This window comes from Kluyvera sp. 1366 (assembly GCF_054823405.1).
Genome location: NZ_JBTRDW010000009.1, coordinates 157,871 through 171,357, shown reverse-complemented (window position 1 = coordinate 171,357; position 13,487 = coordinate 157,871). Strand labels below are relative to the sequence as shown.

Below are 13,487 nucleotides of genomic sequence, written 5' to 3'. Positions count from 1 at the left end.
CTGCTCACGCTTCCCACTGCCATAGTTTCGATGGCGTCAGAATCGCGGGGAGCGGCACATCCCAGGCGGCGACCGGCAATGCTTCTACGCGCTGACAATCATGTGCGATGCCCACCGGAAGAAAACCATGCTGCTGCCAGTTTTGCAGCGTGCGATCGTAGAATCCGCCACCCATTCCCAAACGTTGGCCAGCACAGTCAAACGCCACCAGCGGCACCAGCATCACATCCAGCTGATCCAGCGTGGCCAGTTGCGTGATATCCAGCGGCGGTTCCGGGATGCGAAGTTTATTTGGCGCGAGTGGCGTTTCTGGCGTGTAACGGATAAACAGCAGATTGCCCGGCGAGAAGGGATGAAGCACCGGTAAGTAAACCTGCTTTTTTTGCTGCCAAAGTTTGGCGATTAGCGGGCGGGTGTTGATCTCTCCATCGACAGATAAAAACAGCGCAATGCGTTGGGCATTAGCGATCGGCGCAATGTTGATGGCGTGTTCAGCCAACTGATCGGCGGCTTGTTCCTGTTGCTCAGACGTGAGATTACGGCGCAAATGGCGCACATGCTGACGGATGTCTTGACGGTCGAGAAGGGAGGGCGCTGGCATGATATCTAAATCCCCGGAATAATCGCTTCTTAAAAGCGATTATATCATGCGAACCGGGGAAACAGACTTGCTACTAAATGGAGATCTCCGAGATGCCGCCGCAGGCTGTAACCCTTGAACCCTTGGTTCAAGGTGAACATGCCGTCACAACTATTAGGCTTCTCGGACGAACCGAGCATGCGCACAAATTGTGGAGCGTCACATTCTGTTGGTATGAAATATCGGCTCAGGGGACTGGCCCGCTTGCAAACATCTCAGAGAAAATTTACTTCACCGTCACTATAGCATGAGTGACCATGAAGCTTTATTCAAAATTAGGGCCCTGGCGGTCAGTTATGCGACCTTGCTCTACTAACGCTTGTTCAATGGTCTGCTGCAGCATGCGGATACGTTGTTCCATGTTTGCTGCATAGTCGCGCGTCTTACCTTTCTCTTGTGCCAACTCGTGGCAGATGTTTAACGCGGCGATGAACACCAGTTGCTCTGTATTGGTGACTCTAGTGCGAACTTTTAAATCTTGCAACCGTTGATTGAGATCCTCTGCGGCCAGATTCAGCGCATCTTGCTGTTCAGGCGGGCAATTCACTCTTAACGAACGACCAAAAATTTGAATATCTACTGGTTGTGCAGACATGCCACCATCCTAACTGATTACTTCGATCGCATCTCCCTTACCGGTCAATGGGTTGGGAGGTGCGAAACTATATATACCCGAGTTATAAGTTACAACCCCTTTTCTGGAAACCCAGAGGCACCTGGTGGTAGCATAACACGAACTTATTCTGCCAACGACGACCAAAGCTTATGTCTTTACAGAACGCAACGCCGAGTTACAACGCGCTGGCCGCGGCCCTTTCACAGCAGGGCGTGGGCATGACGCCAGCCGAAATGCATGGTCTCCTTTCCGGGATTCTGTGCGGCGGCAATCAGGATACCAGCTGGAAAACCATGGTTCACGATCTCACCAACGAAGGCATGGCGTTTTCGCAGAGCCTGTCTCAGCCGTTGCAGGCGCTGCATGAAAGCCTGGCGACCACGCTGGAAGACGAAGGTTTTATGTTCCAGCTGATGTTGCCGGAAGACGATGACATCACGGTATTCGATCGCGCGGATGCGCTGGCCGGTTGGGTAAACCACTTCCTGCTCGGTTTGGGTGTCACGCAGCCGAAGCTGGAGAAAGTGACCGGCGAAACTGGCGAAGCGATTGACGATCTGCGCACCATCGCACAACTTGGCTATGACGAAGATGAAGATCAGGAAGAGCTGGAGCAGTCACTCGAAGAGGTGATTGAGTACGTGCGCGTTGCCGCTCTGCTGTGCCACGACACCTTCACGCGTCCGCATCAGCCAACGGCACCAGAAGTACAGAAACCTACGCTACATTAAGCGCGTCAATGCGGGTGCGTTGTGGCCCGTCTTCAACAGGGAGTGCAAACATGATTACCTTGGATACGTTTCAACAACGTCGTCAGGCGCTGATTGCCCGCATGGCGCCAGGCAGTGCGGCGTTAATTTTTGCTGCACCTGAAGTGACGCGCAGCAACGACACCGAATACAGCTTTCGTCAAAACAGCGACTTCTGGTACTTCACCGGTTTTAATGAACCGCAGGCGCTGCTGGTCTTAATCAAAAGTGATGATAAGCACAATCACAGCGTGCTGTTCAATCGCGTGCGTGACCTGACGGCCGAAATCTGGTTTGGTCGCCGCCTTGGCCAGGATGCCGCACTGGCGAAACTGGGAGTCGATCGCGCTTTGCCGTGGGATGACCTCGGCGAGCAGCTGCATCAACTGCTTAACGGCCTGGATGTGGTTTACCACGCGCAGGGCGAATACGCAGAAGCCGATCAGCTGGTGTTCAGTGCGCTGGACAAACTGCGTCGCGGCTTCCGTCAAAACCTTAGCGCGCCCGACACAGTTACCGACTGGCGTCCGTGGGTGCACGACATGCGCCTGTTCAAAAGCGCAGAAGAGATTGAGATTCTGCGCCGCGCCGGAAAAATCAGCGCGCTGGCGCACACGCGAGCGATGCAAGCCTGTCGTCCGGGCATGTTTGAATATCAGCTGGAAGGCGAAATTCATCACGAATTCAATCGCCATGGCGCGCGTTTCCCCTCGTACAACACCATTGTCGGTTCGGGCGAAAACGGCTGTATTCTGCACTACACCGAAAACGAATCGGAAATGCGCGATGGCGACTTAGTGCTGATTGACGCAGGCTGTGAATTCCACGGCTACGCGGGCGATATCACCCGCACCTTCCCGGTCAACGGCACCTTTAGCGAGCCGCAGCGCGCCATCTACGACATCGTGCTGGCTTCGCTCAACAAAGCGTTGTCGATGTTCCGTCCGGGCATCAGCATCCATGACGTCAACGACGAGGTGGTGCGTATTATGATTACCGGCCTGGTCGATCTCGGCATTCTGGATGGCAATATCGATACGCTGTTTGAAGAGCAGGCGCATCGTCCTTTCTTCATGCACGGTTTGAGTCACTGGCTGGGGCTGGATGTGCACGATGTCGGCCATTACGGCACGCCAAGCCGCGACCGCGTGCTGGAGCCGGGCATGGTGCTGACGGTTGAGCCTGGCTTGTATATCGCGCCAGATGCCAAAGTACCGCCACAATATCGCGGCATTGGCATTCGCATCGAAGATGACATCGTCATCACCGCCGACGGCAACGAAAATCTCACCGACAGCGTAGTGAAAGACGCCGATGCGATTGAAGCCTTGATGGCGGCGGCACGTCACGCATGAGCATTTTGATTGCCGGCGGCGGCATGACCGGTGCGACTCTGGCGCTGGCGATTTCACATCTGACGCAAGGCCAACTGCCGGTTACCCTGATTGAGCGCAGCCAGCCCGACAGCCGCGCACATCCTGGCTTTGACGGACGCGCGATTGCCCTGGCTGCTGGCACCTGTCAGCAGTTAGCAGATATCGATCTGTGGCGCTCGCTGGCCGATTGCGCCACGCCCATCACCGATATTCACGTTTCCGATCGCGGTCATACCGGCTTTGTTTCGCTTAAAGCGCAAGATCATCAGTTGCCTGCGCTCGGTCAGGTGGTTGAACTGTTTGATGTCGGCCAGCGGCTGTTTCAACGCCTGCAAAAAGCGCCGGGCGTCACGCTGCGCTGCCCGGATCATGTAACTTCGGTAGCGCGTACGGCGGATAATGTGCAGGTGATGTTGAACAGCGGCGAACAGCTGGCAGGCGCATTACTGGTGGCCGCCGACGGTTCGCGTTCACCTTTAGGCGCGTCCTGCGGTATCACCTGGCAGCGCGACGATTATCAGCAGTTGGCGGTTATCGCCAACGTGTCGACGCAGTTGCCGCATCAGGGCCGCGCCTTTGAGCGCTTTACCGAATACGGCCCGCTGGCGCTGTTGCCGATGTCCGGCAACCGCATGTCGCTGGTGTGGTGCCACCCGCTTGAGGCGCAAGCAACGATTAAGCAGTGGGATGATGCGACCTTCCTGCAAGAACTGCAACGCGCATTCGGCTGGCGTCTGGGGCGCTTCACGCATACCGGTCAACGCGAGCATTATCCGCTGGCGCTGCAAACCGCTGAACGTCAGGTGACACATCGTCTGGCGCTGGTGGGCAACGCGGCGCAAACGCTGCATCCAATCGCCGGACAAGGCTTCAACCTGGGTCTGCGCGACGTGATGTCGCTGGCGGAAACGCTGGCAGGCGCATATCGTCAGCAGCAAGATCCCGGCAGTTTCGCGGTATTACAGCATTTTGCCGCGCGACGTCAGCCCGATCGTGCCGCCACTGTTGGCGTCACTGACGGTTTAGTCCGACTGTTTGCTAACCGCTATGCGCCGTTGGTAGCAGGACGAAATCTTGGGCTGGTGGCGATGGACCATCTGCCTTGGCTACGAAATCCACTTGCCGCGCGCACGCTCGGCTGGGTTAAGCGTTAAGCACGAATTAAGGGGCAGCAATGCAAACTTTTGATGTGGCAATTGCCGGAGGCGGCATGGTGGGTTTGGCCGTCGCCTGCGGACTTCAAGGCAGCGGCTTACGCGTTGCCGTGCTGGAAAAAGCACCCGAGCCACAGTTTGATCCGGCGGCCAATGCGTCGATTCGCGTCTCCGCCATCAACGCTGCCAGTGAACGTCTGCTGCAAAAGCTCGATGTCTGGTCGAGCATTCTGGCGCTGCGCGCCAGCGCCTATCACGGCATGGAAGTGTGGGATCAGGACAGCTTTGGCTCAATCAGCTTTGATGACGAGCAGCAGGGTTTATCGCATCTTGGCCATATTATTGAAAACGAAGTGATTCATAGCGCGTTGTGGCAGCGTGCCAGTCAGAGCAGCGATATTACGCTGTTTGCCCCGGCGCAGCTGCAGCAAGTGGCGTTTGGCGACAACGAAGCCTTCATTACGTTGCAGGATGGCAGCATGATGAGCGCACGTTTGCTGGTGGCGGCCGACGGCGCCAATTCGTGGCTGCGCGATAAAGCGGATATCCCGCTGACTTTCTGGGATTACGAGCATCACGCGCTGGTGGCGAACATCCGCACCGATATGCCGCATGATGCAATTGCGCGTCAGGTGTTTCACGGCGACGGTATTCTGGCGTTCCTGCCGATGCAGGATCCACACTTATGCTCGATCGTCTGGTCGCTCGCGCCACAGGAAGCGGCACGCTTGCATTCGATGCCGGAAGCGCTATTTAATCAGCAGCTGTCGGTGGCGTTTGATATGCGTCTTGGCTTGTGTCAGGTCGAGAGTGAACGTAAAACCTTCCCGTTGACGGCACGTTATGCGCGTAACTTTGCCGCGCACCGTTTGGCGCTGGTCGGCGATGCCGCCCACACCATCCATCCGCTGGCCGGGCAGGGCGTAAATCTCGGCTTTATGGATGCGGCTGAATTAATTGGTGAAATTCGTCGATTGCATCAGGAAGGCAAAGACATTGGTCAGCATCTCTATCTGCGTCGCTATGAGCGCAGCCGCAAGCACAGTGCGGCGATGATGCTGGCGGGGATGCAGGGTTTCCGCGAGCTGTTTGCTGGCACCCATCCCGCGAAAAAGCTGCTGCGTGATGTTGGCCTCAAACTCGCCGACACGTTACCTGGCGTTAAACCGCTGATGCTGAAACAGGCGATGGGGCTTAACGATCTACCCAGATGGATACGCTAATCATCTCAGCTGACGGCGCCCAATTGGGCGCCGTTTTTCTTTGCTGCACCCCAATGATGCAGTGATGCACCGCAATCGCGCCTCGTTTGATTTATTCTAATTTGACGCCTTAATTCGCATTAGATTAATTCATGTCATAGCCCTGCGCATGCCGGACCATTTCTTAATCCTGTGGCGTGTATTCCCTCAATTTGCTGCATGAAAGTAATTTAGTCGTATTTTGTGCGAGGCTAATCACAATAATGCAGTGATTTATGCTGGGCGCTGTTCGATGATTTGATGAAAGGTGGTAGTGTTTCGCCCTCGTTTTCCTCATGGTTAATTGCCACATTAGGTGATAACTTCAGCACAAAGAGAACGTTTGCGTCAGCCTCATTAGGCGACGCAGGCGCGTCACACTCACTTGTCTTCACAGGATGGTTATGACTCAGCAAACGCCTCTATTCGAACAGCATCAGGCAAGCGGTGCACGCATGGTGGACTTCCACGGTTGGATGATGCCGCTGCATTACGGCTCGCAAATGGATGAGCATCACGCGGTGCGTAACGATGCCGGCATGTTTGATGTTTCCCACATGACCATCGTCGATCTGCACGGCGCACGCACCCGCGAATTCCTGCGCTATCTGCTGGCAAACGATGTCGCCAAGCTGACCCAGCCGGGCAAAGCCCTGTATACCGGCATGTTGAATGCCTCTGCTGGCGTCATTGATGATTTGATTGTTTACTTTATGAGCGAAGATTTCTTCCGTCTGGTGGTGAACTCCGCTACGCGAGAGAAAGATTTAGCCTGGATTAAACAGCATGCGCAGCCGTTTGGCGTTGAGCTGACCGAACGTGACGATCTGGCGCTGATTGCGGTGCAAGGTCCAAACGCGCAGCAGAAAGCACAAACGCTGTTGAGCGCCGCTCAGCGTGATGCCGTTGCCGGCATGAAACCCTTCTTTGGCGTGCAGGCCGAAAACCTGTTTATCGCTACCACCGGCTACACCGGCGAAGCGGGTTATGAGATTGCCATGCCAGCGACTGAAGCCGCCGCTTTCTGGCAGCAGCTGTTGGCCGCAGGCGTTAAACCGGCTGGACTCGGTGCGCGTGACACGCTGCGTCTGGAAGCGGGCATGAACCTGTACGGTCAGGAGATGGATGAGGGCGTTTCGCCGCTCGCCGCCAATATGGGCTGGACCATCAGCTGGGAACCTGCCGATCGCGATTTCATTGGCCGTGATGCCCTGCAAGCGCAGCGCGAGCACGGCACCGAAAAGCTGGTTGGCCTGGTGATGACCGAAAAAGGGGTGCTGCGTAACGGGTTAACGGTGCGCTTCACCGATCAACAAGGTCAGCCGCAGCAAGGTATTATTACCAGTGGTTCCTTCTCACCAACCCTGGGTTACAGCATCGCGCTGGCGCGTGTGCCAGCCGGCATTGGTGAGCAGGCGATTGTGGAAATCCGCAACCGTGAAATGCCAGTGAAAGTCACCAAACCGATTTTTGTTCGCGCCGGTAAGCCGGTTGCCCAGTAATTTTTTTTCAGGAGAAATGGCCAATGAGCAATGTGCCAAATGAATTGAAATACCGCGATAGCCACGAATGGGTCCGTAAAGAAGCCGACGGCACCTTCACTGTGGGTATCACCGAACACGCACAGGAACTGCTGGGCGATATGGTGTTTGTCGATCTGCCAGACGTCGGTGCCACCTTCTCGGCCGGTGATGACTGCGCCGTTGCGGAGTCGGTAAAAGCGGCTTCAGACATCTACGCGCCACTGAGCGGTGAGATTGTGGCGGTGAACGACAATCTGGGCGATTCGCCAGAGCTGGTGAACAGCGCGCCGTACGCCGATGGTTGGCTGTTCCGCATCAAAGCCAGCGACGAATCAGAACTCGACGCGATGCTGGATGCCGATGCCTATAAAGCCGCAATCGACGAGTAACCGGTAGTGGCAGAAGGTGGCGCGCTGCGTCACCTTCTTTTTTATCTGCCTGATTTAACGCCATTTTTGTAACCCAGCCCGATTCAGGATTTACTGCAAATGACCCAGACTCTCAGCCAGCTTGAACACAACGGTGCTTTCATTGAGCGCCACATCGGTCCTACGCCGGAACAACAGGCCTTAATGCTGGAAGCGATTGGTGCCAGTTCGCTCTCCTCATTGATCAGTTCTATTGTGCCTGCCGACATCCAACTGCCAGGCCCGCCTGCAGTAGGCATTGCGGCGACCGAGCAGCAAGCGCTGGCAGAGCTGAAAGCCATTGCCAGTCAGAACCAACGCTATAAATCCTGGATCGGCATGGGCTACAGCGCGGTGATCACGCCGCCCGTCATCCTGCGCAATATGCTGGAAAATCCAGGCTGGTACACCGCGTATACGCCGTATCAGCCAGAAGTGTCGCAGGGCCGTCTTGAGGCGCTGCTCAACTTCCAAACTCTGACGCTGGATCTGACCGGTCTGGACATCGCTTCCGCGTCACTGCTGGACGAAGCGACCGCTGCTGCCGAAGCAATGGCGATGGCCAGGCGCGTTAGCAAACTGAAAAGCGCCACCAAATTCTTCATCGCCGATGACATCCATCCACAGACGATGGATGTGGTGCGCACCCGCGCAGAAACCTTTGGTTTTGAACTGATTATTGATCGTGCTGACAAGGCGCTGGATCACGATGATCTGTTCGGCGTGTTGCTGCAACAGGTGGGTACGCACGGTGAAGTGCACGATTACCGCTCACTGATTGCCGAGCTGAAAAGCCGCAAAGTGGTGGTGAGCGTAGCCGCAGATTTCATGGCGCTGGTGCAGCTAGAGGCGCCAGGCAAGCAGGGCGCAGATATCGTCTTTGGTTCTGCCCAGCGTTTCGGCGTGCCGATGGGTTACGGCGGACCACACGCCGCGTTCTTCGCCAGCCGCGACGAGCACAAACGCTCGATGCCTGGTCGCATTATTGGTGTATCGCGCGATGCCGCCGGGAACACCGCGCTGCGTATGGCGATGCAAACCCGCGAGCAACATATTCGTCGTGAGAAAGCCAACTCCAACATCTGTACATCGCAGGTGCTGCTGGCGAATATCGCCGGTCTCTACGCGGTGTATCACGGTCCGGTTGGCCTGAAACGCATTGCCTCACGTATTCACCGTCTGACCAGCATTCTGGCCGCGGGCCTGCAAAACGGTGGCCTGAAGCTGCGCCACAACAGCTGGTTCGATACGCTGACGGTTGAAGTGGCCGATAAAGCGGCGGTGCTGAACCGCGCGCAGAGCTTCGGCGTCAACCTGCGCAGCGATATCCACAATGCAGTTGGTATTACGCTGGATGAAACCACCGCCCGTGAAGATGTGCTGGCGCTGTTCGCCATTCTGTTGGGCGATGCGCACGGTCAGGACATTGATGCGCTGGATGCCGCTGTTGCTGCGGAAAACAGTGCGATTCCGGCTGGTCAGGTGCGTGAAAGCGCCTTCCTGACGCACCCGGTGTTCAACCGTCATCACAGCGAAACTGAGATGATGCGCTACATGCACAGCCTGGAGAAAAAAGATTTGGCGCTTAACCAGGCGATGATCCCACTCGGTTCGTGCACCATGAAACTTAACGCCGCGGCGGAGATGATTCCAATCACCTGGCCGGAATTTGCCGAACTGCATCCATTCTGCCCGGCTGAGCAGGCGTCGGGTTATCTGCAGATGATTGGCCAGTTGTCGCAATGGCTGGTGCAGTTGACTGGCTACGATGCGCTGTGCATGCAGCCCAACTCAGGTGCGCAGGGCGAATACGCCGGCCTGCTGGCGATTCGTCGTTACCACGAAAGTCGTAACGAAGGCGGCCGTAATGTTTGCCTGATCCCGAGCTCGGCGCACGGCACCAATCCGGCATCGGCGCAGATGGCGGGCATGTCAGTTGTGGTGGTGGCGTGTGATAAACAAGGCAACATCGATCTTGGCGATCTGCGTGAGAAAGCCGCGCAGGTGGGTGAGCAGCTGTCGTGCATCATGGTGACCTATCCGTCAACACACGGCGTTTATGAAGAAACCATTCGCGAGGTGTGCCAGATCGTGCATCAGCACGGCGGCCAGGTGTATCTCGACGGCGCCAACATGAATGCGCAGGTCGGTATCACCACGCCAGGTTACATCGGCGCGGATGTATCGCACCTTAACCTGCACAAAACCTTCTGTATCCCGCACGGCGGTGGCGGTCCGGGTATGGGCCCAATCGGCGTGAAAGCGCATCTGGCACCGTTCGTGCCAGGTCACAGCGTGGTGCAAATTGATGGCGTGCTGACACAGCAGGGCGCGGTATCTGCCGCACCGTTTGGTAGCGCATCGATTTTGCCAATCAGCTGGATGTATATCCGTATGATGGGCGCAGAAGGTCTGAAGCAAGCGAGTTCGGTGGCGATCCTGAACGCCAACTACATTGCCAGCCGTCTGCAATCGGCCTATCCGATTCTGTATGCCGGCCGCGATGGCCGCGTGGCGCACGAATGTATTCTCGACATTCGTCCGCTGAAAGAGCAGACCGGTATCAGCGAGCTGGATATTGCTAAGCGTCTGATCGATTACGGTTTCCACGCACCAACGATGTCATTCCCGGTTGCGGGAACGCTGATGGTTGAACCCACGGAATCGGAAAGCAAAATCGAGCTGGATCGCTTTATCGATGCGATGCTGGCTATTCGCATGGAAATCGATCGCGTTGCCGATGGCGAATGGCCGCTGGAAGATAACCCGCTGGTGAACGCACCGCACACGCAGACAGAAATCGTCGGCGACTGGGCGCATCCGTATACCCGTGAGCTGGCCGTATTCCCGGCCGGTAGCGCCAATAAATACTGGCCGACGGTGAAACGTCTGGATGATGTATTTGGCGATCGCAATGTGTTCTGTTCGTGTGTACCCATGAGCGAATACCAATAATTTAGCCATCATACTTTGCGCCACAGCGGCGTTGGCTGCATCTCAAATTCGTTAAGCTAAATTTACAGGTAATATTTATGAAAGGGCCGATTGTTCGGCCCTTTTTTGTGGAGGCAAAAATGGATCTGGCTTTGATTACCGGCGGTAGCCGCGGCATTGGACGCGCAACCGCATTATTGCTGGCGCAGGCGGGTTATCGCGTGGCGATCAACTATCGTCAGCGTGCAGCCGAAGCGGCAAGCGTGGTGGCAGAGATTGAAGCGCAGGGCGGTAGTGCGTTTGCGCTGCAGGCCGATATTGGCGATGAAGCGCAGGTCATACGTATGTTTGCCGAATTGGATCAGCAAAAGGGCGCGCTGCGAGTGCTGGTGAATAATGCCGGTATTTTGTTTACCCAATGTCGGGTGGAAGATCTGGATGCCGAACGTATTCAGCGCGTGTTCGCCACCAATGTCACCGGCACGTTCATCTGCTGTCGTGAGGCGGTAAAACGCATGGGCACGCATCATGGCGGCAAAGGGGGCGCCATCGTCAATGTGTCATCCGCTGCGTCACGTCTCGGTGCGCCAGGCGAATATGTGGATTACGCCGCCTCAAAAGGGGCGATGGATACGCTGACTAAAGGGTTGTCGCTGGAAGTGGCATCGCAAGGCATTCGCGTCAACAGCGTGCGTCCTGGCCTTATCTATACCGACATGCACGCCGATGGCGGCGAGCCGGGTCGGGTCGATCGCCTGGCGAGCGCATTGCCAATGGGACGTGGCGGCCAGGCAGAAGAGATTGCTGCAGCAATTGCCTGGCTAGCGAGCGATGCCGCGTCATACGTGACGGGCACCTTTATCGATGCGGCTGGCGGACGATGATCACCAAGCCGGTATCAATACCGACCCCATAAAACAGTATCCGTGCGGAGTGTCGCCATGCATGGCGACCGATTCATTCAAACCCTCGCCTGTCACACCCACTCACAGATTTATTTTAGCGTACATGTGTACTCTGAAAATTATCCCGGTTACTCTGGTTGCTCAGAAATAGCACACTCGCTTTTTCCGTTGTTCAGGAATCCCCTCATGGTACAAACCCCAGTTATTGCCCAGGGCTACTCATTGGCAGAAGAGATCGCCAATAGTATCAGCCACGGAATCGGCTGCATTTTCGGCATCATTGGCCTGGTGTTGATGTTGACACAAGCCGTTGAATCCCAAGCTAACGTTACCGCTATCACCAGTTACAGCCTGTACGGCGGCAGCATCATTCTGCTCTATCTCGCCTCAACGCTGTATCACGCCATTCCCCATCAAAAAGCCAAATACTGGCTGAAGAAATTTGACCACTGCGCTATTTATCTGTTGATTGCTGGCACTTACACGCCGTTCTTGCTGGTGGGGCTCAATTCGCCGCTGGCACAGGGCTTAATGGTGGTGATCTGGAGCCTGGCGCTGGCCGGTATCCTGTTTAAAATCGCCTTTGCCCACCGCTTTGAAGCGCTGTCGCTGGTGACCTATCTCGGTATGGGATGGTTGTCGCTGGTGGTGATTTATCAGCTGGCGATCAAACTGTCGCCGGGCGGGATTTGGCTGCTGGCTGCCGGTGGCATTGTCTATTCGCTAGGAGTGATATTCTACGTCTCGCGCCGTATTCCTTACAGTCACGCCATCTGGCACGGTTTTGTGCTCGGCGGCAGCGTGTTGCACTTCTGCGCGATTTATTTTTACGTGATGTAAGCTCAATCCAGGTCGCCGAAAATGGCGACCTTACGTGTTTAGTACGGACCCGGCCCGCAATTATTCGGTTAATGAATACGGCAGCGGCTGAATGGTCAATTTGCCACTTTCGTCGCCTTCCACGCGCAGTACGCTATCCGGCTCCAAATCATTATTCATCACCACCTGCACCCAAACGCTGCCGTCATCCAGCTGCACGCCGCTCAATACGGTGCCGGTGCGACGCCATTTATCGCCCATCTGCAGCTCCATCGAACCGCCAACCTCCGGCACTTTGCTGGCTTTACCTGCCAGCCAATAGAGTGCGCGTTTGTTCGCACCGCGGAATTTGGCGCGTGCCACCATCTCCTGGCCGGTGTAACACCCTTTTTTGAAGCTGATGGCATCCAGCGCCTGTAGATTAGTGGCTTGTGGAATCAACTGCGCGCTGGTGGCGCTTTCAATCACCGGAATGCCCGCTTCGATATCCAGCGCCAGCCATTGCAGGCTGTCGTTGAACTGTGCTTCTCCCGCCAGTTTCTCTTTCAACGCATTCGCCTGTTCAGGCGTGGTCACCAGCAGGAAACGTTCGGCTGGCTGATCAAACCACAAAAGCGTGCTCTCACCTTGCTGTACTACCGGCGTTTCGGCATCCGGCAGTGTGCTGAATACGCCTGCCAGCGCGGCGCGCGCCTGGAAACCGGCAACGCCGAGCAGCACCGCTTCATCGTCAGCCACGATGGTGACTTTGGCGAACACCGCGTATTTCTTCAGTTCGGTAAGCTGCTGCTCACGCAGGTTGCGACGCACCACGTAAGCGTAACCTTCGCTGCGATGGAACAGACGAATGTTGCTCCACATTTTGCCTTTGGCATCGCAGTGCGCGGCGGGACGATGCTGCGTCTCGCCCATCGCCGCGACATCCAGCGTCAACTGACCTTGCAGATAAGACGTGCTGTCGTTGCCTTGCACCTTAACCAGCGCCCATTCGTCGAGCGAAATCAGGGTTAAAGGCAGGCGTGACGATGCAGCAGGCTGGCGAGGTGGAAGGGTAAAAATCGACATGTCTCTTTCCTGATTAATGAGGTAATAGGTTGCAATGGTAAAAGAGCAGTGCGGCTTT

At 56.1% G+C, this 13,487-nt stretch carries 12 protein-coding genes and 1 other RNA gene; 9 read left to right on the top strand and 4 right to left on the bottom strand.

Features of this window, described 5'->3' with window-relative positions; genetic code table 11:
• Window positions 1-4 precede the first annotated feature (4 nt).
• The 3 genes from ACVLVH_RS19935 to zapA form a co-directional block, all read right to left on the bottom strand.
• On the bottom strand, window positions 5-601 hold the full coding sequence (locus ACVLVH_RS19935; protein WP_498949988.1) for a 5-formyltetrahydrofolate cyclo-ligase: 597 nt from the start codon (window positions 599-601) through the stop codon (window positions 5-7).
• 80 nt (window positions 602-681) lie between these two features.
• A non-coding RNA gene (ssrS, locus tag ACVLVH_RS19930) (6S RNA) lies at window positions 682-865 on the bottom strand.
• A 40-nt stretch (window positions 866-905) separates the two neighbouring features.
• Window positions 906-1,235: a cell division protein ZapA gene (gene zapA / locus ACVLVH_RS19925; protein WP_007890288.1), complete on the bottom strand. Its 330-nt coding sequence runs from the start codon at window positions 1,233-1,235 to the stop codon at window positions 906-908.
• Between the two features lie 170 nt (window positions 1,236-1,405).
• Here zapA and ACVLVH_RS19920 point away from each other — a divergent pair, with 170 nt between their 5' ends.
• The 9 genes from ACVLVH_RS19920 to trhA all read left to right on the top strand — a co-directional run bounded on the left by ACVLVH_RS19920 (window position 1,406) and on the right by trhA (window position 12,385).
• Window positions 1,406-1,987, top strand: coding sequence for a YecA/YgfB family protein (locus tag ACVLVH_RS19920; protein WP_101761948.1), 582 nt, complete (start codon window positions 1,406-1,408; stop codon window positions 1,985-1,987).
• A gap of 50 nt (window positions 1,988-2,037) precedes the next feature.
• The gene (gene pepP / locus ACVLVH_RS19915) at window positions 2,038-3,360 is read left to right on the top strand and encodes a Xaa-Pro aminopeptidase (RefSeq protein ID WP_312463656.1); all 1,323 of its coding nucleotides are present in this window, start codon (window positions 2,038-2,040) and stop codon (window positions 3,358-3,360) included.
• Window positions 3,357-4,535, top strand: a complete 1,179-nt coding sequence (ubiH, locus tag ACVLVH_RS19910; RefSeq protein WP_277974051.1) for a 2-octaprenyl-6-methoxyphenyl hydroxylase — start codon at window positions 3,357-3,359, stop codon at window positions 4,533-4,535. The genes pepP and ubiH overlap by 4 nt, the downstream gene beginning before the upstream one ends.
• Window positions 4,536-4,555: 20 nt before the next feature.
• On the top strand, window positions 4,556-5,758 hold the full coding sequence (gene ubiI, locus ACVLVH_RS19905; RefSeq protein ID WP_462061995.1) for an FAD-dependent 2-octaprenylphenol hydroxylase: 1,203 nt from the start codon (window positions 4,556-4,558) through the stop codon (window positions 5,756-5,758).
• Between the two features lie 422 nt (window positions 5,759-6,180).
• Window positions 6,181-7,278 (top strand): glycine cleavage system aminomethyltransferase GcvT, encoded by a 1,098-nt coding sequence (gene gcvT / locus ACVLVH_RS19900; protein ID WP_192412046.1) that lies wholly within the window; start codon window positions 6,181-6,183, stop codon window positions 7,276-7,278.
• Window positions 7,279-7,301: 23 nt separating this feature from the next.
• A complete protein-coding gene (gene gcvH / locus ACVLVH_RS19895) occupies window positions 7,302-7,688 on the top strand; it encodes a glycine cleavage system protein GcvH (protein ID WP_101761953.1) in 387 nt (128 codons plus the stop codon).
• Between the two features lie 99 nt (window positions 7,689-7,787).
• Entirely contained in the window at window positions 7,788-10,661 is a 2,874-nt protein-coding gene (gcvP, locus tag ACVLVH_RS19890) for an aminomethyl-transferring glycine dehydrogenase (protein ID WP_192412045.1), read from the top strand.
• Window positions 10,662-10,780: 119 nt separating this feature from the next.
• Complete coding sequence (locus ACVLVH_RS19885; RefSeq protein WP_192412044.1) at window positions 10,781-11,524, top strand: SDR family oxidoreductase; 744 nt, start codon at window positions 10,781-10,783, stop codon at window positions 11,522-11,524.
• 207 nt (window positions 11,525-11,731) lie between these two features.
• Entirely contained in the window at window positions 11,732-12,385 is a 654-nt protein-coding gene (gene trhA / locus ACVLVH_RS19880; protein ID WP_110867988.1) for a PAQR family membrane homeostasis protein TrhA, read from the top strand.
• Window positions 12,386-12,445: 60 nt separating this feature from the next.
• On the opposite strand, the gene ygfZ is transcribed toward trhA, so the two are convergent.
• Window positions 12,446-13,429: a tRNA-modifying protein YgfZ gene (gene ygfZ / locus ACVLVH_RS19875; protein ID WP_101761957.1), complete on the bottom strand. Its 984-nt coding sequence runs from the start codon at window positions 13,427-13,429 to the stop codon at window positions 12,446-12,448.
• Window positions 13,430-13,487 lie beyond the last annotated feature (58 nt).